The sequence below is a fragment of the Niveispirillum sp. FG148 genome, from assembly GCF_057809655.1.
The window spans coordinates 1-24,366 of the sequence record NZ_JBMDKJ010000036.1; the positions used below are offsets into that span (position 1 = coordinate 1).

The 24,366-nt window shown below is 66.0% G+C and carries 26 protein-coding genes; 12 read left to right on the plus strand and 14 right to left on the minus strand.

The features are described 5' to 3' along the window. Window positions 1-50: 50 nt before the first annotated feature. Complete coding sequence (gene trxC / locus ACODTW_RS24720) at window positions 51-491, plus strand: thioredoxin TrxC (protein WP_488948801.1); 441 nt, start codon at window positions 51-53, stop codon at window positions 489-491. Between the two features lie 33 nt (window positions 492-524). After that, a complete protein-coding gene (locus ACODTW_RS24725) occupies window positions 525-728 on the plus strand; it encodes a YgaP family membrane protein (RefSeq protein ID WP_488948802.1) in 204 nt (67 codons plus the stop codon). A 49-nt stretch (window positions 729-777) separates the two neighbouring features. Here ACODTW_RS24725 and ACODTW_RS24730 read toward each other — a convergent pair whose 3' ends face one another. The 3 genes from ACODTW_RS24730 to ACODTW_RS24740 form a co-directional block, all read right to left on the minus strand. After that, on the minus strand, window positions 778-1,509 hold the full coding sequence (locus ACODTW_RS24730; RefSeq protein ID WP_488948803.1) for a hypothetical protein: 732 nt from the start codon (window positions 1,507-1,509) through the stop codon (window positions 778-780). 117 nt (window positions 1,510-1,626) lie between these two features. Next, on the minus strand, window positions 1,627-2,610 hold the full coding sequence (locus ACODTW_RS24735; protein ID WP_488948804.1) for a bile acid:sodium symporter family protein: 984 nt from the start codon (window positions 2,608-2,610) through the stop codon (window positions 1,627-1,629). A 160-nt stretch (window positions 2,611-2,770) separates the two neighbouring features. Next, entirely contained in the window at window positions 2,771-4,243 is a 1,473-nt protein-coding gene (locus ACODTW_RS24740; protein WP_488948805.1) for an NAD-dependent succinate-semialdehyde dehydrogenase, read from the minus strand. Between the two features lie 235 nt (window positions 4,244-4,478). Between ACODTW_RS24740 and ACODTW_RS24745 the strand changes: the two genes are divergently transcribed. From ACODTW_RS24745 to ACODTW_RS24755, 3 genes are all read left to right on the plus strand, one after another. Next, window positions 4,479-5,405 (plus strand): 2-dehydro-3-deoxygalactonokinase, encoded by a 927-nt coding sequence (locus tag ACODTW_RS24745; protein WP_488948806.1) that lies wholly within the window; start codon window positions 4,479-4,481, stop codon window positions 5,403-5,405. Window positions 5,406-5,414: 9 nt separating this feature from the next. Next, window positions 5,415-6,044 carry a 2-dehydro-3-deoxy-6-phosphogalactonate aldolase gene (locus tag ACODTW_RS24750; RefSeq protein ID WP_488948807.1) on the plus strand — a complete coding sequence of 210 codons (630 nt, stop codon included), beginning with the start codon at window positions 5,415-5,417 and terminating at the stop codon, window positions 6,042-6,044. A gap of 91 nt (window positions 6,045-6,135) precedes the next feature. Further along, window positions 6,136-6,882 (plus strand): FadR/GntR family transcriptional regulator, encoded by a 747-nt coding sequence (locus ACODTW_RS24755; protein WP_488948808.1) that lies wholly within the window; start codon window positions 6,136-6,138, stop codon window positions 6,880-6,882. A gap of 12 nt (window positions 6,883-6,894) precedes the next feature. On the opposite strand, the gene ACODTW_RS24760 is transcribed toward ACODTW_RS24755, so the two are convergent. The 10 genes from ACODTW_RS24760 to ACODTW_RS24805 form a co-directional block, all read right to left on the minus strand. After that, window positions 6,895-8,007, minus strand: coding sequence for a hypothetical protein (locus ACODTW_RS24760; protein WP_488948809.1), 1,113 nt, complete (start codon window positions 8,005-8,007; stop codon window positions 6,895-6,897). Window positions 8,008-8,143: 136 nt separating this feature from the next. Next, a complete protein-coding gene (locus ACODTW_RS24765; RefSeq protein WP_488948810.1) occupies window positions 8,144-9,604 on the minus strand; it encodes a sulfite reductase subunit alpha in 1,461 nt (486 codons plus the stop codon). Then, complete coding sequence (locus ACODTW_RS24770; protein WP_488948811.1) at window positions 9,605-10,636, minus strand: FAD:protein FMN transferase; 1,032 nt, start codon at window positions 10,634-10,636, stop codon at window positions 9,605-9,607. Continuing rightward, entirely contained in the window at window positions 10,633-11,448 is an 816-nt protein-coding gene (locus tag ACODTW_RS24775) for a DUF4198 domain-containing protein (protein ID WP_488948812.1), read from the minus strand. Before ACODTW_RS24775 ends, ACODTW_RS24770 begins: the two co-directional genes overlap by 4 nt. A 64-nt stretch (window positions 11,449-11,512) precedes the next feature. Then, a complete protein-coding gene (locus tag ACODTW_RS24780; protein WP_488948813.1) occupies window positions 11,513-12,022 on the minus strand; it encodes a DUF2271 domain-containing protein in 510 nt (169 codons plus the stop codon). 17 nt (window positions 12,023-12,039) lie between these two features. Next, window positions 12,040-12,654: a PepSY-associated TM helix domain-containing protein gene (locus tag ACODTW_RS24785; RefSeq protein ID WP_488948814.1), complete on the minus strand. Its 615-nt coding sequence runs from the start codon at window positions 12,652-12,654 to the stop codon at window positions 12,040-12,042. A gap of 125 nt (window positions 12,655-12,779) precedes the next feature. Next, window positions 12,780-13,097: a helix-turn-helix domain-containing protein gene (locus tag ACODTW_RS24790; protein WP_488948815.1), complete on the minus strand. Its 318-nt coding sequence runs from the start codon at window positions 13,095-13,097 to the stop codon at window positions 12,780-12,782. Next, window positions 13,090-13,464, minus strand: a complete 375-nt coding sequence (locus ACODTW_RS24795; protein ID WP_488948816.1) for a type II toxin-antitoxin system RelE/ParE family toxin — start codon at window positions 13,462-13,464, stop codon at window positions 13,090-13,092. Before ACODTW_RS24795 ends, ACODTW_RS24790 begins: the two co-directional genes overlap by 8 nt. A gap of 60 nt (window positions 13,465-13,524) precedes the next feature. Beyond that, a complete protein-coding gene (locus ACODTW_RS24800) occupies window positions 13,525-14,676 on the minus strand; it encodes a M20 family metallopeptidase (protein WP_488948817.1) in 1,152 nt (383 codons plus the stop codon). 187 nt (window positions 14,677-14,863) lie between these two features. After that, the gene (locus ACODTW_RS24805; RefSeq protein ID WP_488948818.1) at window positions 14,864-16,126 is read right to left on the minus strand and encodes a M20 family metallo-hydrolase; all 1,263 of its coding nucleotides are present in this window, start codon (window positions 16,124-16,126) and stop codon (window positions 14,864-14,866) included. A gap of 160 nt (window positions 16,127-16,286) precedes the next feature. Here ACODTW_RS24805 and xdhA point away from each other — a divergent pair, with 160 nt between their 5' ends. The 7 genes from xdhA to ACODTW_RS24840 all read left to right on the plus strand — a co-directional run bounded on the left by xdhA (window position 16,287) and on the right by ACODTW_RS24840 (window position 23,333). Then, window positions 16,287-17,735: a xanthine dehydrogenase small subunit gene (gene xdhA, locus ACODTW_RS24810; protein WP_488948819.1), complete on the plus strand. Its 1,449-nt coding sequence runs from the start codon at window positions 16,287-16,289 to the stop codon at window positions 17,733-17,735. A 13-nt stretch (window positions 17,736-17,748) separates the two neighbouring features. Further along, on the plus strand, window positions 17,749-18,198 hold the full coding sequence (locus ACODTW_RS24815) for a DUF6978 family protein (RefSeq protein WP_488948820.1): 450 nt from the start codon (window positions 17,749-17,751) through the stop codon (window positions 18,196-18,198). After that, complete coding sequence (locus ACODTW_RS24820) at window positions 18,195-18,959, plus strand: DUF1829 domain-containing protein (protein ID WP_488948821.1); 765 nt, start codon at window positions 18,195-18,197, stop codon at window positions 18,957-18,959. The genes ACODTW_RS24815 and ACODTW_RS24820 overlap by 4 nt, the downstream gene beginning before the upstream one ends. Next, the gene (gene xdhB / locus ACODTW_RS24825) at window positions 18,956-21,283 is read left to right on the plus strand and encodes a xanthine dehydrogenase molybdopterin binding subunit (RefSeq protein ID WP_488948822.1); all 2,328 of its coding nucleotides are present in this window, start codon (window positions 18,956-18,958) and stop codon (window positions 21,281-21,283) included. The genes ACODTW_RS24820 and xdhB overlap by 4 nt, the downstream gene beginning before the upstream one ends. Further along, complete coding sequence (xdhC, locus tag ACODTW_RS24830) at window positions 21,280-22,119, plus strand: xanthine dehydrogenase accessory protein XdhC (RefSeq protein ID WP_488948823.1); 840 nt, start codon at window positions 21,280-21,282, stop codon at window positions 22,117-22,119. Before xdhB ends, xdhC begins: the two co-directional genes overlap by 4 nt. Window positions 22,120-22,311: 192 nt before the next feature. Further along, window positions 22,312-22,698 carry a hypothetical protein gene (locus ACODTW_RS24835; protein ID WP_488948824.1) on the plus strand — a complete coding sequence of 129 codons (387 nt, stop codon included), beginning with the start codon at window positions 22,312-22,314 and terminating at the stop codon, window positions 22,696-22,698. A gap of 251 nt (window positions 22,699-22,949) precedes the next feature. Continuing rightward, complete coding sequence (locus ACODTW_RS24840; protein ID WP_488948825.1) at window positions 22,950-23,333, plus strand: hypothetical protein; 384 nt, start codon at window positions 22,950-22,952, stop codon at window positions 23,331-23,333. 63 nt (window positions 23,334-23,396) lie between these two features. On the opposite strand, the gene ACODTW_RS24845 is transcribed toward ACODTW_RS24840, so the two are convergent. Further along, window positions 23,397-24,356: an alpha/beta hydrolase gene (locus tag ACODTW_RS24845; protein WP_488948826.1), complete on the minus strand. Its 960-nt coding sequence runs from the start codon at window positions 24,354-24,356 to the stop codon at window positions 23,397-23,399. Window positions 24,357-24,366: the final 10 nt, after the last annotated feature.

A 24,366-nucleotide genomic window follows, 5' to 3' on the forward strand; every position in this document is an offset into this window, starting at 1 on the left:
CGGCATGTGCCGCGCGGCGGCCGTCGCCGCCGGATGGAAGGTCATTGATCATGACCTTCCATCTGATCTGCCCCCACTGCCTTTCCATCAACCGTCTGCCCGCCGACCGGCCGGCGGATGGGGCCAATTGCGGTGCCTGTCACAAGCCGCTGTTCACCGGCAAGCCGGTGGCCGTCGATGGCGCTGCCTTTGAAAAGCATCTGACCAAGGGCAATCTGCCCCTGCTGGTCGATCTGTGGGCGCCCTGGTGCGGGCCTTGCCGGCAGATGGCGCCGCAGTTCGAGATGGCGGCCCGCAAGCTGGAACCGGCCGTGCGCCTGCTGAAGCTGAATGTGGATGAGGAACCGGCCCTGTCCAGCCGGCTTTCCGTGCAGTCCATCCCCACCCTGATGCTGTTTGCGGGCGGCCGTGCGGTCGCGCGCCAATCGGGCCTGATGTCCGCCGACCAGATCGTCGGCTGGACCCAGACCCATCTGCCCCACCGGGCCTGACCCGGACAAAGTCACGAAAACGGAGCAACCATCATGAATATCGACAAAGCCGTCCTTTCCTTCGCCGGTGCCATGGTCCTGGTCAGCCTGGCGCTGGGTTATTTCATCAATCCGGCCTGGCTGCTGCTGACGGCGTTCGTGGGGCTGAACCTGCTGCAGGCGGGCGTCACCGGCTTCTGCCCGGCCGCCATCATCCTGAGCAAGCTGGGCCTGAAGCCGGGCTGCGCGTTCCGGTAAGCCACGGGAGGGGGGCCTCTCCGCCCCCCCCCCCCACACACAAGCGCCGTCAGCCCGGCACCAGCCAGTGGGCGAAGGCCAGCCAGGCCGGGGTCTGGAAGATCGCCAGCGGCAGGGCCAGCGTGACCACCGCCCAGAATCCGCCCCACAGGGACGCGGGATGCGGGCGGCCGCGCGTGCGCCAGTCCCAGATGATCTGGGCCAGCACCAGCAGCGTCGGCATCAGCACCATGCCCACCGGCCCCGCCAGAACGGGGATGCGGGCAAAGGCCGGCGCCATCATCACGCACATGCCCATCACCATCAGGCGCTTATGCGTCTGCGGGTCGCGGCGGCGGTGAAGGGCCAGCGCGAACAGCGGCACAAAGCCCAGCAGCGCCAACAGCGGCACGGCCAGAAAGGCGTGCGGATCGATGCCCGGCGGGCCCGACGCCCGGCCCACGCCACCCAGGGCGGAGATGGTCCCGGACACCAGCATGGCCGGCACCAGCACCGCGCCCAGCATGCCCAGACGCCGGTGCAGGTCGCGCCGTCCGCTGCGCACCAGGGCCACCTGCGCCGTGAACAGCGCCACCCAGGCCGCATAAAGCACACCATGCAGCAGCACCAGCGGTGTGATCGGCTTTACCCAGTCGGGCGACCCCAGCAGGGGGCGCAGGAAAAAGCTGGGGGCAAAGCCCACCAGCACGGCCACCATCATCACGGCAGCCATGGTGACGTAAAAACGCCGCTCCGCGGCGGCAGAGGGGGCGGAAACGCCCCGGTCGATCACTGTGCTCATGTCCGAAACCTGCAGGATTGCCCCTGTCTTCCGGGCGCCCCCGGAAACATGGTTAACAATTCCTATACAGACAGACCTGTGACCGGACCACCACGAAAGCGGACAGGTCCCTTCGGATTATTCGGCAGCGGCACCATCGGCCTGGCGGCGGTAGCGGGCGGCCAGCCAGGTGCAGACGATCAGCTGGATCTGGTGGAAGATCATCAGCGGCAGGATCATGGCCCCGACCTGGGCGGCCGGGAACAGCACGCCCGCCATGGGCACACCCGACACCAGGCTTTTCTTCGACCCGCAGAAGACCAGGGTGATGATGTCGGCCCGTGAGAAGCCCAGCGCCCGGCCGGCCAGGCCCGATGCCGTCAGCACCAGGGCCAGAATGGCGGCGCCGGCAATGATGATCACGGCCAGATCGCCGACATCGATCTTCTGCCACAGCCCTTCGACAATCGCGGCGCTGAAGGCGGCATAGACCACCAGCAGGATCGACCCGCGGTCGGTATAGCCGATCACCTGCTTGTGCCGGGCGACAAAGCCGCCGATCCAGGGCCGCAGGAAATGCCCGGCCAGGAACGGCACCAGCAATTGCAGCACGATGGAGCGGATGGCGCCGAGCGACACGCCCCCCTGCCCGTCCACATGCATGAACAGCCCCACCAGCACGGGCGTGATGAAGATGCCCAGGATGTTGGATGCCGATGCCGAACAGATGGCCGCCGGCACATTGCCACCCGCCATGGAGGTAAAGGCAATGGAGCTTTGCACTGTGGAGGGCAGCAGGGTCAGATAGAGGATGCCGGCCCCGATCGACGGGTGCAGCAGCCAGTCCGGCAGCAGGCCGAAGCCCAGCCCGATCAGCGGGAACAGCAGGAAGGTAAAGGACAGCACCGTCACATGCAGCCGCCAATGGCCGATGCCCGCCAGCACCGCGTCGCGCGACAGCTTCGCCCCGTGGAAGAAGAACAGCAGGGCAATGGCCGCGTCCGTGACATACCCGAACAGGCCCGCCGCCTGTCCCTGGATGGGCAGCAGGGCCGCCAGCCCCACGGTCCCCAGCAGCAGCAGCAGAAACGGATCGATCACGGCGGAAAGAAAACGGGGCATGGGACGGCACCGGCAATGTCGCACGGCCCCGATTTAACGGCAGCCCCCGCACTGCACACAAGCCATAGCGAAAGCCGGACGCGCAGGTCTGGCCTGTGCGGACCATGATGCCGGGAGCGGTGGAATATGGCTCCCGGCATCATGGCCCCTGCCGCGGCGATTACCCAATATTCAGGTTCAGATACTTGATCTCCAGATATTCATCGATGCCATAGCGGCTGCCTTCGCGGCCCAGGCCGCTTTCCTTGACACCGCCGAACGGAGCCACTTCGGTGGAGATCAGGCCTTCATTGATGCCGACCATGCCATATTCCAGCCCCTCGGCCACGCGCCAGACACGGCCGATATCGCGGCTGTAGAAATAGGCGGCCAGACCGAAGGGCGTGTCATTGGCCCGCGCGATCACTTCTTCTTCGCTGCTGAACCGCTGCACGGCGGCGACGGGGCCGAAAATCTCCTCATGCGCGATATCCATGTCGGACGCGATGCCGGTCAGGATCGTCGGCTCATAGAAGCAGCCGCCCAGCGCATGGCGCTGACCGCCAATGACCACGGTGGCGCCCTTGGACCGCGCGTCCTGGACCAGTTCTTCCACCTTGTTCACGGCCTTGTCGTTGATGAGCGGCCCCTGGTTGACGCCGGCATCACAGCCATTGCCGACCTTCAGCGCCTTTACCGCCGCCGTCAGCTTCTCCACGAACCGGTCATGGATGCCGTCCTGGACATAGAAGCGGTTGGCGCAGACGCAGGTCTGGCCGGAATTGCGGTATTTGGACCCCATGGCCCCGGCGATGGCCGCGTCGATATCGGCATCGTCGAACACGATGAAGGGCGCATTGCCGCCCAGTTCCAGCGACAGGCGCTTCACCGTGCCGGCGCACTGTTCCATCAGCAGCTTGCCGATCTCCGTCGACCCGGTGAAGGACAGCTTGCGCACGATCGACGATGCCGTCAGCGCCCCGCCGATGGCGGATGCCTTGCCGGTGATGATATTGATGACACCGGCCGGAATGCCCGCGCGTTCGGCCAGGACACCCAGTGCCAGGGCCGAATAGGGGGTTTCCGCCGCCGGCTTGACCACGGCCGTGCAGCCCGCGGCCAGGGCCGGGCCCAGCTTGCGCGTGATCATGGCGTTGGGGAAGTTCCAGGGCGTGATCGCGGCGATGACGCCCACGGGCTGCTTGATGGTCAGCAGGCGGGAATTGCCCTTATAGGTGGGGATGACATCGCCATAGGCGCGGCGGCCTTCTTCGGCGAACCAGCTGATGAAGCTGGCGCCATAGGTGATCTCCCCCTTGGCCTCGGCCAGCGACTTGCCCTGTTCCAGGGTCAGCAGCAGGGCCAGATCATCGGCGGCCGCCATCATCAGATCGTGCCAGCGCCACAGGCGCGTGGCGCGTTCCTTGGCCGTCAGCGCACGCCAGGCCGGCAGGGCGGCGGCCGCGGCGGCAATGGCGCGGTCGGTTTCGGCTGCCCCCATCTGCGGCACATGGCCCAGGACCGTGCCCGTGGCCGGATTGGACACAGGCGTAGCGGCGCCGCTGTCGGCATCCAGCCATTGCCCGCCGATCAGCGCCTGCTGGCGAAACAGCTCGGTATCGGAAAGCCCGGGCGGGCAGTGCGTCACAGTCATTTTCCATCCCTTTCCATGCCTTCATGGCTGGCCGGCATCCTATCGCAAAGCGATCCGTCGGGAAGGGCCATGATCGGATTGGCCGGATGGTGGACAGGCTTCGCACCGTCGGGCAATGACATGTGCCAGCGCAGCAATGCCGCTCCTGTTCGGAGAGCGGCCTTTCTTTCTTCCTATTTATCATATAAAATATCGACCTCTTTCGATCTTCTCCGACCCTTCCAAGCCAGCATCCATGCCCCCTCCCACCACCTTCATCGCCGGCGACTGGGGCACCAGTGCCCTGCGCCTGTGGCTCTGCCGTGACGGGGTGCCCGTCGACCGGGTGGACGGGCCGGGTGTGGCCGCCGCCGCCGGGCGGCTGGACCGGATTTTCCTGGCGGCCACCCTGCCCTGGCGGGAGGAGGAGGGGGAGTTGCCGGCCCTGCTCTGCGGCATGGTCGGGTCCAGCATCGGCTGGGTGGAAGCGGCCTATCAGCCCTGCCCCGCCGACCTGTCCAGCCTGGCGCGTGGACTGACGCGATTCCAGGCGGAAGGGGAGGATGTGGCCATCATCCCCGGCCTGTCCTGCACCAACCCGCTGGGCGCCCCCGATGTGATGCGGGGGGAAGAGACCCAGATCCTGGGCGCGCTGGCCCTGGACCCCGAACTGGCGCGCGGCCGCCGTCTGCTCTGCCTGCCCGGCACGCACAATAAATGGGTGCGGCTGGATCATGGCCGCGTGGTGGATTTCCAGACCAGCCTGTCGGGGGAGATGTTCGCCCTGCTGCGCCGGCACAGCGTGCTGGGCCGCGATACCGACGGGCTGTCGCCACAGACGGGACCGGCCTTCGCCCTGGGGGTGGAACGGGCCCTGACGGGGGCGCCCCTGACCCATCTGCTGTTCGAGGCGCGGTCGCGCCGCCTGCTGGAGGGGGTGTCGGCGCAGGATGCGCTGTCGTTCCTGTCCGGAATGGTGGTGGGCAGCGATGTCGCTGGCGCGGGGGTGCTGGCCGATGGCCTGCTGGACGGCCCCATCCTGCTGATCGGCAGCCCGGCCCTGACCGATGCCTATTGTATTGCGCTGGCCGTCGCCGGCCTGGACGCCGTTGCCCGCGATGGCGACGATCTGGTGCTGGCGGGGCTGTGCGCCCTGCACAACGCCCTGACCCGAACGAACTGATACCACATCATGCCCCATCCGCTTGCCCACCATCTGGACGCCCTGCCCCTGGTCGCCATCCTGCGCGGCCTGACACCGGCAGAGGCACCCGCCATCGGCGATGCCCTTTTCGACGCCGGCATCCGCGTCATGGAAGTGCCGCTGAACAGCCCCGACCCGCTGGACAGCATCGCCATCCTGGCCCGCCGCTTCGGCAATACAGCCCTGATCGGCGCCGGCACGGTGCTGCACAGCCACGGCGTGGATGATGTGGCGGCGGCCGGCGGGCGCCTGATCGTGACGCCCAATACCGACCCGGCCGTCATTGCCCGTGCCGTGGCGCGGGGCCTGCTGCCCATGCCGGGTTTCGCCACCGCGACGGAGGCCTTTGCCGCCATCGCCGCCGGGGCCACGCATCTGAAGCTGTTCCCGGCCAGCACCTATGGCGAGGGGCATATCAAGGCCCTGTCGGCGGTCATGCCGGCCGATGTCCGGCTTTATGCCGTGGGCGGGGTCGGGGCCGGCAATATGGGGCCGTGGCGGGCCGCGGGGGCCGCGGGCTTCGGCGTCGGCACCGACCTTTATCGCCCCGGCCGGCCAGCGGCGGAGGTGGCATCCCGGGCCCGCGATCTGGTGGCCGCCTGGAAGTCGGGAGCCTGACGGTGGGGCGCTGATAGCGCTAACTTGTCCGTGTGGAGGACAAGGCGGATATGATATCGATAAGCAGGGGACGGGAAGGAAGCGTCGAATAATGGCGGAACGGGGCGCAAACGGTCGAAAGGGCAGCGGACTGCGGAGCGATCCGGGCCGCAACTTCACCTATGGCATTCTGCAGCAGCTGGGCGTGGACATTGTCACCGGGGTCTATGGCCAGGCCAATCCCTTTCCAACGGAAGCCGAACTGTGCAAGCGGCTGGGCGCCAGCCGGTCGGTGCTGCGCGAAGCGGTGAAGATGCTGACGGCCAAGGGCCTGTTGAAGGCAAGGCCGCGCCAGGGCACCTGGATCGAGCCGGAGCGCAACTGGAACCTGATGGACCCGGATGTGCTGGGCTGGCTGCTGGAACGCAAATTCTCGCCCAGCCTGCTGCTGGAATTCACGCAAGTGCGGCTGGCGATCGAACCGGTGGCGGCCTCGCTGGCCGCGCGCGGCGCCACGGCGGAGGCCAAGCAGGCCATCGCAGCGGCACTGGCCCGCATGCAGGCGGCCGAACTGGGCGATGATGATCCGCTGACATCCGACATCGCCTTCCATGTCGCCGTGCTGGAGGCGACGGATAACCGCTTCTATATCCAGCTGCGCGACATTATCGATGCCGCCCTGCGCATCTCCATCCGCCTGACCAACCGGCGCAAGGGTGTGCGGCTGGCCAGCGTGGCCGACCATCAGAAGGTGGCTGACGCCATCTTTGCCGGCGACGCCGACGGGGCCGCCCTGGCCATGCGCCACCTGATCGAAGAAGCCATGGCCCTAATCGAAAGCGCCGTGCAGGAAGGGTGAGGGTGGTGCCCCCTATGCCGGCCGGTCCCGCTGTTCGATCAGGCTGATGCCCAGCGCCAGGCACGCAGCCAGCACGCGCGGGTCCCGCGGATAGATCGCCACGATCCGATCCACGCCGAACCGCGCCATCCAGTCCGGCAGCGGCGGCGCCCGCCCCTGATCATCCAGGGCCAGCCCGCCAATATCCAGTTTCAGGTAATCGACAGCCGACAGCGGCAGATATCCCGCATCGGCATGGCGCAGCGACAGATGGTCGATGGCGATGCGGCAGTCCCACAGGCGCAGCACATCCACCGCATCAGCCAGCCCCGCCTCCGTCAGGTCGGGATCGGTGGCCGCGATTTCCACAATCAGGTTGCGGCGCTGGTCATAGGTCAGGTCGGCGACGAATTCCTGGAACACCGGATCGACGATGGTCCGCCATTGCAGATTGATCGAATGCGGCCGATGCAGGCGGGTCGGTTCATACTGGAAATGGCGGATGGTGCGCCGGTCCAGAATGGGGGTGATCTGCTGCAACAGCCAGGGGTCGCGGCGCAGCGGCGTGCCCACGGCCCGTTCCAGATGGTCGATGGCGACCGTGACTTCGGAGAAATCCAGTTCCCAGCCCGTCTGTTCGCGCCAGCGCCACACAGGCGATTCCCGGATCAGCGCGGAGACGTCCGCCCCCACCAGCACCTGTTCATAGACGGCCAGCTTGTGCAGGCCGGCCAGCTGCTGCTGTTCCACGGGCGACAGGGCCGGCGGCGGTTCCTCCACCGCCGTGCCATCGGGGGCCAGCCGCTTCAGCAGGGCGGCCAGACGGGGGGCATCCTGGGGCAGATGAAAAATGCTGACGCGCGGGGCCGACACATGCTGATCGGCGAAATCGGCCGCTACGGCCTTCAGCTTATTAATGAAGGGATGGGCGTTGGTGTCCTGGAACAGGAAGGCCTGGGCATAGCGGCCGACATCCACCACTTCGGGCAGGAACTGCGCCGCAAACCGGTCCAGCAACTGCACGATCGATTGCCGGAACAGCGGATTTTCCGCATACGGCACCTCCCGCAGGTCCACGACCACGGCCGTTCCCCGGCTATCCCCACTGTTCAGCAGCCGCAATAGACCGCCTGCGCCCGTCAGCATCCAACCAACCCGTCATTGCCCCAGACTGTCTGCAACTCTAACAGAGTTGGCGGGGCGGACGGAATATGACGAAGGGTGATGGGACGGCGGCCGCATGCCGGCATGACATGGGTGCCGCCAAGGTCGGCGCGCCCCGTCAGTAGACATCCCGGCGATACCGGCCGTCGGCGGCCATTTCCTCCAGCATTTCCGCGCCCAGCATATCGGTCAGGGTGCGGTGGACGCCGGCCGCCATGCCGTCCAGGCTGCCGCAGACATAGATGGCGGCACCATCGGCGACCCATTCCGCCACCTGGTCCATGGATGCCGCCAGCAGATGCTGGACATAGACCGGCATGTCCTGATCGCGGGAAAAGGCCAGGTCCAGCCGCGACAGGTGACCCGACGCCGTCCAGGCCGACAATTCATCGGCGAACAGGCTGTCATAGAGGCGGGTGCGTTCGCCGAACAGCAGCCAGTTGCGCCCCTGGCCTGCCGCTTCCCGCGCCTTCAGATGCGCGCGCAGGCCGGCGACGCCCGTGCCATTGCCGATCAGGATCAGCGGCCTGTCGTCGGGCGGCGGATGGAATCCCGGATTGCGGCGCAGGCGCAACCGTACCTCCCCGCCCAATGCGGCATGTTTGGTCAGCCAGCCGGAACCCAGGCCCAGGCGCCCGTCCGGCCCCGCCATCTGCCGCACCACCAGATCCAGCGTGCCGTCGCCGGGCAGCGAGGCGATGGAATATTCGCGGTGCGGCAGGGGGTCCACCCCGTCGGGCAAGGCGCATTCGGCCAGCCAGCGCGACAAAGGCCGCGTCACGCCGCCCCGCGTTTCCGCACGGTCCCCGCCCCGCAGGACCAGCAGCGCCGCCACGTCCTTGGGCGGGTTGCAGGGGCCGATCTCGGCAATGTCGCCCGCCTGCCAGATGGGTTTCTCTCCCGCCGGCGGGGTCAGACGCAGGTGATAGACGGGGCCGCCAGGGCTGCCGGGGTTGAGCAGGCGACGGTCAGCCAGCAGCCAGCGCCCATAATCGGGCGCCGTCCAGTCCGGCAGATGCACATGGCCCGCCATCTGTCCCAGATGATATTGCCAATGGCGCAGCGCGCCCGCATCGCCATTATCGACCAGCACCGGGTCGAACAGGGGCGCCGCCCCCTGATGGCGCAGCCAGCCATCCAGGGCCAGGCCGAAGGCGCAGAAATGTGCGTAGGACCGGTCGCCAAGCGCCAGCACGGCATAGCGCAGGCCCGACAGGTCGGCCCCGCCGCCCATCACCTTGCGCACGAAGCCGGCCGCGTGGTCGGGCGCATCCCCCTCCCCCGTCGTCGACACGATGAACAGGGCCTGTGATGTGGCCGACAGGCGGGCGGCGTCCACCCGGTCCAGCCCGGCCAGGATGGCGGGACGGTCTGCCGCCACCAGCCCCTCCACCGTGCGTTCGGCCAATTGCCGGGCAAAGCCCGTCTGGCTGGCAAAGGCGACCAGGATCGCCCCGTCACCCATGTCGGCCGGCGGGCGGTTGCGCGCCCGGTGCCGGTGCCAGATGACAGCGCAGAAGGCCAGATAGGCCAGCAGCACGGCCAGCACCCACAGCCAGCGCTGAAGCACGGGGTCCATCTACACCATCTCCGCCAGAGCGGTCAGGGCGGGCGTGGCCTGTTCCCGGATCAGGCCGCCGTCGCGGGTGGCGAACAGGGCCATGATACCGCGGTCCGCCGCCCAGCAAGGTCCCGCCACCGGACCCAGCACGGTCAGCGCCGTGGCCAGGGCGTCGGCCATCATGCAGTCTTCATGCAGGACCGTGACGGATGCCATGGTGTCGGGCACAGGCCGCCCCGTGCGCGGGTCCAGACTATGCGACAGGATGCGGCCGTCCGGGGCGCGGATGGCGCGGTTGCGGTCACCGCTGGTCGCCACAGACAGACCGTGCAGGGCGATGCGGGTGACGGTGCCGCCCGCCCGCCCGTCATGCGTCAGGGGCGGTTCCAGATCCACCCACCAGGGGGTGGCATCATGCTTGATGCCCCAGCCGCGCAGTTCCCCGCCAATATCGACCAGATAAGACAGTGCCCCCCGGCCGGCCAGATGGTGGGCCACCCGGTCCACGGCGTAGCCCTTGGCGATTCCCGACAGGTCCAGGCGCACGCCGCCCGGCTGCCACAGCCGCCCGTCTTCCACCCTGATATCGGGCCAGCGCGGGCCGGACAGCAGGCGGGCGATGGTCGCCATGTCCGGCGGGACCGCCACCGGTCCCGGCGGGCCGAAGCCCCATTCATCGACCAGACCGCCGATGGCGGGGTCATAGGCACCATCACTGTCGGCCGCCACGGCCAGCCCCGCCGCAACCACCTGGGCCAGGGAAGGATCGACCGTGACCCAGCCGCGATCGGCGCGGTTGTACCGGCACAGGTCCGATCCCGGTTCCCAATGGCTCATCGCGGCGATGATGCCATCCAGGATATCCACCACCTCCCGCCGCAGAACCAGCGGCGGGGGTGCGGCGGGCGCAATCAGCGCCACGGTCCAGTAGGTACCCATACTCTGCCCCGACAGCCGCACGACCGGCGAACCGGGCGGCGGCAAGGCTGCCTCCGGCGCGTCGGCCGGCAGGATCAGGCGCAGGGGGGCGGGCTGAAGCGCCGGGATCACTGCGCCAGCACCTCGAACGTGGCGGTGTAGCTGGCGCTGCGCTTGGCGGCCTGCGGCACGCTGGTCTTGTTGTCCTCAACTTGTGCATTCAGCCAGTACTGGCCCGGTGCCGGCCAGGTGACGGTGAAGGCGCCATCCTTGCCCGTCTTCACCTTGATCTCGCCCAGATCATTGCGATAGCGGATGCCGCCGGGGATGATGGTGACATCGACATCGGCCGCCGGTTTGCCATCCAGCACCAGCTTGAAGCTGGCCTTCTCACCCGCAAACAGGTCGTTGGGATGGGTGACCGGGGCCAGTTCCAGGCCCTTGCCGGTGGGCTTCAGCACATTGTCGGTGGGCTTGCCGGCCGTGACGAAGAATTCCAGGCGGCGGCTGTTTTCCATGACCTGCAGCTTGTCGGCCTTGGCCGGCACTTCCTTGGCGAAATTCTCCGCCGTGCCGCGCCAGCGCTTGCGTTCCCCATTCTCTTCCCAGTTGGCGAACAGGCCGCCGCCGGCCTGGGCCACCTTATAGGTGCCGGGCTGGGTCAGATGAACGTCGAAGGTGGTGCGGAACCGACCCGTGGCCATGTTCTCCGCCGTGCCCTGGGTGCCGTCGGGCTGGGTTACGGTCAGCCCTTCCACGCGCAGCGGCTGATGTTCGAAATAGAACAGATCATTGGACACGGCGGCATCCACCGTGATCCACGGGTCCTGCCCCGACAGCACCGTGGCCGAGGGCAGCATCCAGGTGCGGTGGGCGGCGGCCGGCAGGGCCATGGCGGCAGACAGGGTGACGGCCAGGGCGGCGCGGGTCAGAAGCGATTTCATGAGCAGTGGCCTCCGGTGGGCGGGATGGATGGGTGCGATAGGGTGGACGGGTAACGGCGGGGCCTCAGCCCTTCACGTCCAGGGCGATGCGGCCCAGCTCGGTCTCGCCCTTGGCTTCAACCTTGCCGGTCTTCAGCGGCCAGTCGAAGGGCAGGCGGATCAGCTCGCGGCCCCCCACTTCCCGCGCGGCCTCCACCACCAGGGCGTAGGAGCCGGGCTTCAGGGTCGCCAGCGGGCCTTTGCCCGTGTCGAAAGCCAGCACATTTTCGCCCACGGGCAGGGTCGGGGCGGAGATGCCATCGACGGGCATGGTCAGGTCGCGGCCGGACTTGCGCCACCATTGGCGCATATCCTTCAGCCATTTCGTCCCCTCATTGTCGCGCTTCTTCACGTCGTAGCGGACGGTCAGATTGGTGACGAACTGCTGGTCGGCGGTTTCCACCCAGGCGGCCAGATAGGGGCGGTGATATTCCGCCACGTCCAGCTTGGGGATCTCCACCGTCACGGCCAGTTCGCCGGCCAGGGCCGGGGTGACCACGAGGCCGGTCAGGGAAAGCGACAGAAGCGTGCGCATGGGTTTAAATCCTGATTTCAGTGGATCAGAAGGATCAGCAGAATGACGGGTGCCACCAGCCCCAGCCCGACCAGCGGCCAGGTGGCGGGGCGGTTGCCGGCATGCAGATGCAGCAGGAAAAGACCGGTGATGCAGAAGACCAGGCAGGCGACGGCGAAGATGTCCAGGAACCAGGACCAGACAGCACCGGTCCCGCGCCCCTTGTGCAGGTCGTTCAGATAGGAGACCCAGCCGCGGTCGGTGCGTTCATACAGAACCGCGCCATCCTCACGGCTGATGGTGGCCCAGGCATCGCCGCCGGGCTGCGGCAGGCCGATATAAAGCTCGTCCGGCGACCATTCCGGCACGCCGGCCGTGGCATCGACCGCCATCTCCCCGCCCATCCAGGCGATGACCGCCGCCGGCACCGGCCCCTCGCCGGCCGTCAGCAGCGGGCGCAGATCGGCCGGCAGCGTGGCTTCCAGGGTCACGACCTTGGGCTTGGCCTCGATGATGCGGGCATTGTTCAGGGTGATGCCCGTGATGGCGAACAGCAGCATGCCAATCAGGCACAGGGCCGAGCTGACCCAATGCCATTGATGCAGATGCTTCAGCCAGAACGCCCGCCACCCCTGATCGATCCCCGATGCCATTCCCGAACCCGTCCCACTTTCCGGCAGGAAGGTATGCACGATTGCGAGTTATTCGCAATATCGAATCAGCGGGCGGGGTATTCACAAAAGCGGTGCAGGGTTTGGTTGGATGGGGCGTAGGGGGGTCAGGCCACGGCGGAAAGGCCGCGTCGCGCCACCAGGGACAACAGCTTCAAGGATGCGCCCTGGGGGTGCTTTTCCCCCCGCTCCCACTGGCTGACCAGGCCCACCGTCACATTCAGGTAGCGGGCGAAAACGGCCTGGCTTGCCCCCTCCCGTTCGCGCAGCGCCCTGATCTCCTCTCCGGTCAGAGATTGTACCGGCGTCAGGCAGGCCTCATCGAACTGGCGCATCGTCTGCTTGTCCATCAATCCGGACTGGCGCAACGCCTCGGCCGTCTCGTGAATCGAGGCCAGGACATCGCTTCGATACTGTTTAGCCATTGCCACACACCTCCGTGAACACGCCGGCCGCCAACGCAACCTCCAGTTCCTGGTCATTGAAGGCCAGGATATGGGCCGCCAGCATCTTGAAAGCCGCCAATTCATCCGGGCGGATATTGCCCAGATCGCTCTTGGCGAAACCATGCACAAAGAAGGCCCGCTCCCCCACGCGCAGCAGGATGATGGTGCGGAAGCCACCGGACCGGCCGGCGCCGGCGCGGGCAATCCTCTGCTTGATCACCCCACCGCCAAGATCGGCGTCCACCAACCCCGTTTCGGCGCGACAAACCGCCTCCCACAGGTCGGTGTCATCAATGTCCGCCTTTCGGGCGAAACGGGTGAACGCCTTGTTCTTGAAGACCCGCACATTGACCTGCCGTCACCTCTGCGCGCCAAAACTATAACACCAGGTATTATAGGAAGACAATCACCCCCGCACCCCCAACACCCTTTCCACCAGCCCTTCCAGGATGGCCGTGGCGTCGATCAGGTCGTCCAGCGGCACATATTCGTTGGCCTTGTGGCCCTGCCAGCCGGCACCGGGGCCGAAATTGACGATTTCGATGCCGTCATCGGCGAAATAGCGGCCGTCGCTGGCGCCGGTATCCTTCAGGAACCGGGCCTGCGCGCCCGTCACGGCCGCGATGGACGCGCACAGCGCCGTGACCAGCGGCCCGTCATGCGGCGCACGGAAGCCGTTGGTGCCGGTTAGCAGGCGGCAGGTCAGGTGGTCGGCCTCCGGATGGGCCTTCACCAGCGCCTCGATCTCAGCGAAGGCTTCTACGATCTTTTCTTCGGGCAGCAGGCGGCGGTCGATTTCCACGCGCGCGAAGTTGGGCACGACATTGGTGTTTTCACCGCCGCGGAAGATGCCGACATTGATCGTGGATTGCTGTTCGCCCACGCGGCGGTCCCGCAGCCTTTCGGCCATCACCGCGTCGATCTGGCTGACCAGACGCATCAGGCGCAGGATGGCATTGTCGCCAGCGGCCGGGTTGCCGGCATGGGCGGACTGGCCGCGCGCCGTCAGTTCCACCCACATCACCCCACGTTCGGCCGTGATCAACTGGTTTTCCGTCTGGGTGCCGACGACCAGCATGTCAGGCTTCACCGCCCCCACCTCCCGCAGGAAATAGGCGCCGTCAGGGCCCAGATTTTCCTCATCCCCGCAGAAGGTGAAGACCACGCGGCCCCGCGCCGGCCCGCCGCGTCTGGCCAGCCTTTCCGCCAGCCAGAGCTGTGCCGCCATCGACCCCTTGCAGTTGCCGGCCCCCAGCCCGTGCACCCGCCCGTCGATCAGCGTCGCCACCAGCGGGTCCGTCTCCCACGCCGCGCGTTCGCCGATGCCCACGGTGTCGGCATGGGCGTTGAACATCAGGGTGGGGCCGGGGGCGGCACCATCCCATTCGGCCACGACATTGGCAATCGCCGGCCGGTCCCGATGCAGGATGCGAACGCGATATCCGGCCCGGTCCAGCCGGTCGGCGGCATAGGCGGCAATCGCCGCCGTGTCACCCGGCGGAAAGGGTGACGGAATGGCGATCAGGTCGGTGAGGATGGCAAGGACGGGATGGGTCATGGGGGGTTCCTGGGGGATGGGGAAGGGCTACCATTTCCCCGTCATCCCGGCGAAAGCCGGGACCCAGGGGCCAGGCGCCCGACCCAAAGGCAGCTTTGATCTACACAGCGTCGACGGTTGAACTTGTGGCCCCTGGGTCCCGGCTTCCGCCGGGATGACGGAAGAGAGGACGAAACAGAGAGCCCCCCTACCGCGCCAGCCGGAACAAAGTTTCCGCCAGCGCGGCCGCCCCGGCATGGCAATGTTCGGGGCTGGCATATTCCACCTCATTATGGCTGATCCCATCCTTGCAGGGGATGAAGATCATGCCGGTGGGGCAGCGCGGTGCCATGAATTTGGCGTCGTGATTGGCGCCCGACGGCATGTCGCGGTGGCTGTAGCCCAGGCCGTGGGCCGCCGCGCGCACGGCGTCGATGACAGCCGGGTCGAAATCGACGGGTGCGGTGGTGGAGGTTTCCTTGACCACCGCCGAGCAGGGGGCGGCCAGCGACAGGATCAGCGGGGCCACGGCGTCGCCGCGCGCCTTGACCAAAGCCGCGTCGGGATGGCGGAAATCGATGGTGAAGATCACCTTACCCGGCACGGTGTTGGGGGAGCCGGGCAGCACCTCGAACCGGCCGAAGGTGCAGCGGATGATATCATCCGGATCGTGCATCAGATCGTTCAGGGCCGTGACCATGCGCAGCGCCGCCTGAAACGCATCTTTCCGCGCCCCGTGCGGTGTGGTGCCGGCATGCGCTTCCTGGCCCGTCACCTCCACCTGGAACCAGCGGCTGCCCTGGATGCCGGTGACCACGCCGATGGTCTTGCCCTCGGCTTCCAGGCGCGGGCCCTGTTCGATATGGGCTTCCACATAGGCCGCCGCCTCCTGCCCGAAGGCGCGCACGGGCATGGGCGGAGCCAGCGACAGGGTTTCGGCCAGGGCGTCGCGCACGGTAATGCCCTTGGGATCGGTACAGGCCAGGACCATGTCCAGATGCATCTTGCCCGCAAACAGCGCCGATCCCATGCAATAGGGCTGAAAGCGGGAGCCTTCCTCGTTGGTCCAGGCCACGACCTCCACCGGGTGTTTGGTCACCGCACCCGCATCCTCCAGCGCCTCCAGAACCTCAAACCCCGCCAGCACGCCATAGACGCCGTCATAGCGGCCGCCCGTGGGCTGGCTGTCCAGATGGCTGCCCGTCATCACCGGCGCCAGGGCATCGTCGCTGCCGGCGCGGCGGACATACAGGTTGCCGATCCCGTCCGTCGCCACGGTAAAGCCGCGATCCTGCGCCCAGGAGGTCAGCAGGGCGCGGGCCTGCCCGTCCTCCCGGCTCAAGGCCGGCCGGTTCACGCCCCCCTTCTCCGTCGCCCCGATGGCGGCCATGTCGGCCAGCCTTTGCGCCAGCCGGTCGCGGCTGACATAGGAGGCGATGGTGCCGAAGGCCGGCCCGGCGAGTTTTGTCATGCTGAAGTTCCCTGTTGTTCATCTTCTCAGCGCTGTCACGGCGCCGGGGGTCTTTTCGGCCCCCAAACAAAATGTTGCACCGCGTCATGCCCCTGTAAAGCGGCTTGACATGGGGCCGTTCCTGTTCTGCCATGCTTTCTTTTGGAACGACTGGATGAAGATGAGCGATCGCGTCCGCTTCGTACACCGGGGTCAAGTGGTGACCCTGTCCGATTTCCCGCCCACCCGCACCGTGCTGGATTACCTGCGCGAGGATCGGGGGCAGCGCGGAACCAAGGAAGGCTGCAACGAAGGGGATTGCGGCGCCTGCACCATCGTGCTGGGCCGGATGGAGGGGGACCGTCTGGCCTATCGCGCCGTCAATGCCTGCATCCTGTTCCTGACGGCCCTGGACGGGCAGGAACTGGTGACGGTGGAGGATCTGGCGAGACCGGATGGCAGCCTGCATCCGGTACAGCAGGCCATGGTCGATGCCCATGGCAGCCAATGCGGCTTCTGCACACCCGGCATCGTCATGTCACTGTTCGCGCTTTATCACAGCGGCGACGCGCCCGACCGGGCCCGCATCGACACGGCGCTGGCCGGCAATCTGTGCCGCTGCACCGGTTACCGCCCTATTGTGCAGGCGGCGCAAACCATGGGGAACGCGCCCGACGCGTTCAGCGCCAAGTCCCTGGAAACGCTGACTTTGCTGCGCAGCATTTCGCGTGACGACACGGCCTGTATTGGCGACGGCCGCGCCTTTGCCCCGACCAGCGCCGACCAGCTGGCGGCAATCCTTCTGGCCCATCCCGACGCCACCATCGTGGCCGGCGGCACCGATGTCGGCCTGTGGGTGACCAAGCAGATGCGCGATCTGGGTCCCATCATCCATATTGGCGGCGTGCGCGATCTGGCCCGGATCGAGCGAAGCGACGGGTTTGTGCAGATCGGGGCGACCGCGACGGTCAATCAGGCGGCCGACATGCTGGGCCCGCTTTACCCCGATCTGGCCGACCTGTTCGGGCGCTTTGCCAGTGAACAGGTGCGCAATTCCGCCACGCTGGGCGGCAATATCGCCAATGGTTCGCCCATCGGCGACAGCATGCCGGCGCTGATGGCGCTGGACACGCGGCTGGTCCTGCGTCGCGGCGACCGGGTGCGGGAAATGGCGCTGGAAGCTTTCTTTATCGCCTATCGCCGCACGGCCCTGGAAAAGGGAGAATTCATCGCCGCCATCCGCGTGCCCGACCCCAGCCCCGACCGGCGCTTTGCCTGCTACAAGATCTCCAAGCGCTTCGACCAGGATATCTCCGCTGTGATGGCCGGATTCAGCCTGACGCTGCGCGACGGGATCGTGGTGGACGCACGCCTGGCCTTCGGCGGCATGGCGGCTATCCCGAGGCGGGCCACAGCGGCGGAGGCGGCGCTGATCGGCCAGCCCTTTGATGCAGCGGCAGCCCGCGACGCAGCCGCTGCACTCACCCGCGATTTCCAGCCCCTGACCGACATGCGCGCCAGCGCCGAATACCGGCTGAATGTGGCCGGCAACCTGATCGTGAAATTCCAGATGGAGGGGGCGTTGCAAAGGACAGAAACCAGGATACACTCCCTAAAAGGAGTTTATTAGTGGGGTTGCGCCCGTGAACGAAATTATCTTGAGCCAGGAAGATGCAGACAAACTTCTGGCAATGCCCAAAACCTGCATAGACGATAAATTATATCGTGCGCCGGAGTTCGGCGGAAAGATAATAGTGCCACTTTCCTCATTGGATGGGCGCGAGCAGTTCACCCTGGATATTCACAGAAGCAGTATCAAGATCGAGAAGGGAACCTATCAGCATAGAGGGCGACGCACCATTATTCTGGCACGCTTGGATTTCGGCGGAGCACCGCATCGGAATCCGGATGGGGTTGAGATCGGCGTTCCTCACCTTCATCTCTATCGTGAAGGCTATGGCGACAAATGGGCCTTTCCAGTACCGGTCGATCCCTTTGCTGGTAACGTCGAGCCATGGCCCTTGCTGCTGAATTTTATGGCATACTGCCAGATCGTGAAGCCACCCAAACTTGATCGCGGATTATTCTCATGATGGAATTGAAAAACCTCATTGATGATTACCATAGGTGGCTTCGGGACAAGACCACCCTGAAGCCAATCCATGGCGATTGGAATGAAATCACTACGCCGTTCCTGGATCGGCATAATGATTATATCCAGATCTTTGCAAAATTGTCAGAAGACAATATTTTACTTACAGACGACGGATATACGCTTAATGATCTGGAGATTTCTGGCGTATCGATCGACAGTCCGAAACGTACTGAACTTCTGCGTATGGCGCTGAACGGGTTTGGTATCAAGCGTGAAGGCCAAGCATTGACAGTTCACGCGACGAAGGGGAATTTTCCCCTTCGCAAGCATAATCTCATTCAGGGAATGCTCGCCATCAATGACTTGTTCTACGTCGCCTCCCCTCATGTCAGCAGCTTGTTCTATGAAGATGTCGCCAACTGGCTGGATGATTCCGATATCCGGTATTTACCGCGCGTGAAGTTTGCCGGCACCACAGGGTACGATCACATGTTTGACTTCGTTATCCCGAAGTCGCGGCAAAAGCCGGAACGTGTGATCCGCGCCCTCAACAGCCCGACACGCGACAAGGCCGAGAGCTTTGCGTTCGCTTGGCATGACACGAAGGATGCCAGAGATGGTGCTGCAACAGCCGTGGCTATGGTGAATGACAATGAAAGGCCTATTCCCGGTTCCGTCCGGGAGGCTCTGTCGGCCTATGACATCACCGTAATTCCATGGAGCGAAAGGGCAAATATCCAACGGGAACTGGCGGCATGAGCCCCCGTCCGTCGCGCGCCCCGGCGCCCGTCCCCTTCCCTGCCACCCATCGCGGCATCCGCCATGACAGCGCACCGCTGCATGTCACGGGCGCGGCGCGCTATGTCGATGATATGCCGGATCCGGCGGGCCTGCTGCATGTGGCGCTGGGGCAGAGCGAGCGGGCCCATGCGCGCATCCTGTCCATGGATCTGTCTTCGGTGGCCGCATATCCCGGTGTTGTCGCCGTGCTGACGGCCCGCGATGTGCCGGGGATCAATGATGTCGGGCCGGTGGTGGCCGATGATCCCCTTTTCGCCGACGGGCTGGTCGAATATGTGGGCCAAAGCCTGTTCGCCGTCGCCGCTGAAACCCGGCTGGCCGCCCGCGCCGCGGCACGGCTGGCCAAGATCGTTTATGAAGACCTGCCCGCCATTATCACCATCGCCGATGCCCGCGCCGCCGACAGCCACATCCTGCCACCCAAGCGGGTTGAACGCGGCGACCCGGATGCGGCCATCGCCGCGGCCCCGCACAGCGTCAGCGGCCATATGACGTTGGGCGGGCAGGATCATTTCTATCTGGAAGGCCATATCTCGCTGGCCACACCGGGGGAGGAAGGGGACATGCACATCCTCTGTTCCACCCAGCATCCGTCGGAGGTGCAGCATCTGGTGGCCCGCGCGCTGGGCCGACCCGACAATCAGGTGACGGTGGAGGTGCGGCGCATGGGCGGCGCCTTTGGCGGCAAGGAGACGCAGTCCAGCCTGTTCGCCGCAGCCGCTTCCCTGGTCGCCGACCGCACGGGACGGCCGGCCAAACTGCGCCTGGACCGCGACGACGACATGGAGATGACGGGCAAGCGCCATGATTTCGAAATCGACTATCGCGTCGGCTTCGATGATGACGGGCGCATCCTGGGGCTGGACATGACGCTGGAAAGCCGCTGCGGCTATTCCACCGACCTGTCGGGCGCCATCAATGACCGCGCCGTGTTCCATTGCGACAATTGCTATTTCCTGCCCGCGGTCCGCATCACCTCCTACCGCTACAAGACCCATACCGTGTCCAACACAGCCTTTCGCGGCTTCGGCGGGCCGCAGGGCATGGTCGCCATCGAACAGGTGATGGATGACGTGGCCCGGCATCTGGGGCTGGACCCGCTGGCGGTGCGCCGCGCCAATCTTTATGGCGGGCCCGGCCGCAACGTGACGCCGTTCGGCATGGTGGTGGAGGATTTCATCGCCGACGATCTGATGGCAAATTTGGCCGACAGCGCCCGCTACCGCGAACGCCGGGCGGAGATCGCTGCCTTCAACGCGGCCAGCCCCGTGCTGAAACGCGGCATCGCCCTGACGCCGGTGAAGTTCGGCATCTCCTTCACCACCAGCTTTCTGAACCAGGCCGGGGCCCTGATCCATCTTTATGCCGATGGCTCGGTCATGCTGAACCATGGCGGCACGGAGATGGGCCAGGGCCTTTATACCAAGGTGACGCAGGTGGTGGCCGATGTCTTCGGCATCGGGCTGGACCGCGTGCGCATCACATCGACGCGGACCGACAAGGTGCCCAACACATCCGCCACCGCCGCATCGTCGGGTGCCGACATGAACGGCATGGCCGCCTTCAACGCCGCCCGCACCATCCGTGACCGGCTGGCCTTGTTCCTGGCCGGGCGCTGGGGCGTGGAACCCGCCGCCATCCAGTTCGCCCACGGCATGGCGGCGGCCGGCGACCACAGCATCGCGTTCGATGACCTGGCGCGTCAGGCCTATCTGGCGCGCCTGTCGCTGTCGGCCACGGGTTTCTATGCCACGCCCAAGATCGACGTGGACAAGGAAACCCTGATCGGCCGCCCCTTCTATTATTTTGCCTATGGTGCGGCCGTGTCAGAGGTGGCGATCGACACAATGACGGGCGAAACCCGGCTGCTGGCCGTGGATATCCTGCATGATTGCGGCACGTCGCTGAACCCCGTGCTGGATCGGGGACAGGTGGAAGGCGGTTTCGTCCAGGGCTATGGCTGGCTGACCATGGAGGAACTGGTGTTCGACGCGGCCGGCCGGCTGCGCACGCACGCGCCCAGCACCTACAAGATCCCCGGCTGCGGCGACGTTCCCGACCATTTCAATGTCACCCTGACCAACCAGCCCAATGGCGAGGAGACGATCCACCGGTCCAAGGCCGTGGGGGAGCCGCCGCTGATGCTGGCCATATCGGCCTTTCACGCCATCCGCGATGCGGTGGCAGGGGTGGGCGGGACAGGGCCGGTGATGCTGGACGCGCCGGCCACGCCGGAACGCATCCTGACAGCGGTGATGACGCGACGGGGGGCCTTGGCATGAGTGCCGACTGGATCCAGGCCCTGGCCGATTGCGACCGGGAAGGACGGGCCGCCGTGCTGGTCACTGTGCTGGACACGGCCGGCAGCACGCCGCGCGCCGCCGGGACCAAGATGCTGGTCACGGCCGATGATCTGGCCGGCAGCATCGGCGGCGGCGCCCTGGAATTCACCGCTATCGAGACGGCGCGCGCCCTGCTGGATGGCGATGTAACGGAATTACGCACCCAGACCTATCCGTTGGGCCCCAAACTGGGCCAGTGCTGCGGCGGGCGCGTCACCCTGCTGTTCGAACCCATCCACCCGCCGGCCCTGCGCATCGCCCTGTTCGGGGCCGGCCATGTGGCCCGCGCCCTGGTGACGCTGCTGGGCCAGTTGCCGGCGCGCGTCACCTGGATCGACAACCGGGCCGACGCGTTCCCCCCGTCCCTGCCCGGCAATGTCACGACCAGGATGCTGGAGGAACCGGCGGCGGCACTGGGGCCCGGCTTTTCCCATGTGCTGATCATGACCCATGACCATGCGCTGGATTACCGGCTGGCGGCCGCAGCCCTGGCCCTGCCTGATCGGCCCTTTGTCGGGGTTATCGGGTCGGACAGCAAACGCGCCCGGTTCCAGGGCCGGCTGGCGGCGGCGGGGCTGGAGTCCGGCCGGCTGGTCTGCCCCATCGGCCTGACCGCCATCCAGGGCAAGCATCCCGGCGAAATCGCCGTGTCGGTGGCGGCACAGATCCTGGCCGGCTCCACGGTCCCGGACCGGCCCCGGACAGTACCCACGGCGGCGGACAGCGCCGACCCTGCCTGTACCGCCTGCCCCAACCCCTGCACGGGTCATGAATAAATAGCGTTACACAAAATTGTTTCCACCGGAAATCACATGGCTTTAGCGCTGTACGTAGTGAAATTACCGCCTTAACCTGATCTCCATAAACCGATCGCCGGCCCCAGGGACCGGCGGCGGGAATGGGGGAAGCGAACGAGCAAGGCAACCCAGACGGCGGCACCGCCCCCGTCCAGCTTTGTGAGGATCGCGATGAAGAATTTTCGTTCCGGCTTGATCCTTTCCATCCTGGCCCTGCTGGCCACCGGCCCGGCGCTGGCCGATCTTTCCGCGCTCAACGCCGCCTGCGGCGGTGTGCCGGCCGCCCCCGCCACGGTGCCGGGCGACAAGGCCGACGAAGCGGCGATGCGGGCCTATGGCGCCGGCATGCGCGATTACACCAATAAGCTGATGGGTTACCTGACCTGCCTGGACAACAGCCCCGTCAGCAGCGCGGAACTGTCTTCGGCCAGCTATCGCCGCGAAGTGATCGCCCATCGCCGCACCTTGGCCGACCAGCTGGAATCCTCCGTCAACCGCTTCAACATCGAACTGCGCAGCTTCAAGGCAGCACATCCGCAACTGGCGGCGATGCAGTGACGGGCCTGGGGCGGAACCGGGCGTGGCCGCCCCGCTTCCGCCCCAACCCATGCGACAAGCGCATGGCTGAGAATCATGTCAACGGTGTCAGTTAACCATCAAACAGACTTCCATCGCATCGCAGCATAATTATACTGCAACGCACAAGAACAGGGTTCGGCACTGATCCGGACCGTACCGAAGGGAGCGAACGTACAAGGCCCGAAATGTCGGTGGCATCCCGCCCCGCTTCCAGCTTTGTGAGTATCGCTATGAAAAAGCTCTATTCCGCACTGATCCTCTCCGCCCTGGCTCTGCTGGCCGCCGGCCAGTCCCAGGCCGCCCATCCGATCATCAAGCGCGTCTGTGGCGAAGCCCCGGCCGCCCCCGATCTGGTCAAGGGTGCCACCGCCACCGAACAGTCGATGCGTCAGGTCGCCGGCACCGTCCGCGGCTTTGCCGACAAGTCGATGGAATATCTGACCTGCCTGGACAATCAGCCGGTCTCCACCGCCTATATGGCCCAGCCCTCTTTCCGGGCCCAGCTGGCAGCGCAGCGCGATCAGGTCGCCGATCGCCTGGAATATACGGTCAACGCCTATAATTCCGAACTGCGCAGCTTCAAGGCCCAGCAGCCCCAGGTCGCCCAGAAATAATCCGGGCACCGGCGGCAAGGCATGTGATCAGGGGGCGGGTGGCAACATCCGCCCCTTTTTCGTTCACGCCCCCAGCAGGAACCGCAGCGGAACGGGCACGCGTTTGCGCCAGGCCGATTCATTATGCGGTTCGCCGTCAAACAACCGCGTTATCCAATCCCGCCCCTGGACATAGCCCAGTTCCGGCAGGAAAGCGTCCACCTTGGCCTGATAGGGCGGATAGACACTGTCCAGTTCGGCATTGCCCAGATCGAAATAAAGCCGGTGCCGTCCGGCTCGCGGCAGATGGGCCCGTACATAGGCGATGAAGCTGTCGGCCACGATGCCCACCCGCGGATCACCCGATTTGATCCAGTCGAAATGGGTGACACAGGGCCAGTGGGTGGAGACGCACCCCGCCCCGCTGAAAACCGCCGGATAACGCAGCAGGGCGTAAAGGGAGATCAGTCCGCCCATGCTGGACCCCATGATGAACGTATCCGCCTGTCCGGACCGTGTCCGGTAGGTGGCGTCGATGAAGGGCTTCAGTTCCCTGACCAGGAAATCGACATAGAAATCGGACAATGCGCCACCGCCCAGGGTTGGGGCGTAGGCGGCCCGGATATCGGGCGGTACCTGCGCATAGGATGCCTGGGGCAGATATTCGCGCGACCGGTATTTCGTGTTCCACACGCCCACCACCATGGTAGGCGGCACCGCCCCGTCGGCGATCAGGCGCGACAGCGTCTCATCCACCCCCCATTCCCCAAAGGGGGTGGAGGCGGGATCGAACAGATTCTGCCCGTCCTGCATGTAAAGCACCCGCAGCCGGTCCGTCCCGCCCTCATATCCCGGCGGCAGCCAGACATCGACACGGCGTGGTTCCGTCAGTGCGGACGGCATCAGGTCATACCGCCACAGGCTGCCGGCCGATACGGACACCGGCAGCGGAGTCGGCGGGGTCACGGCGGCCAGGACCGGAAAGGGCAGCAGTGGCAGAGACAGCGCCGCCAGCACGGTGCGGCGGTCCGGACGCTTATTCATGGATCATCCC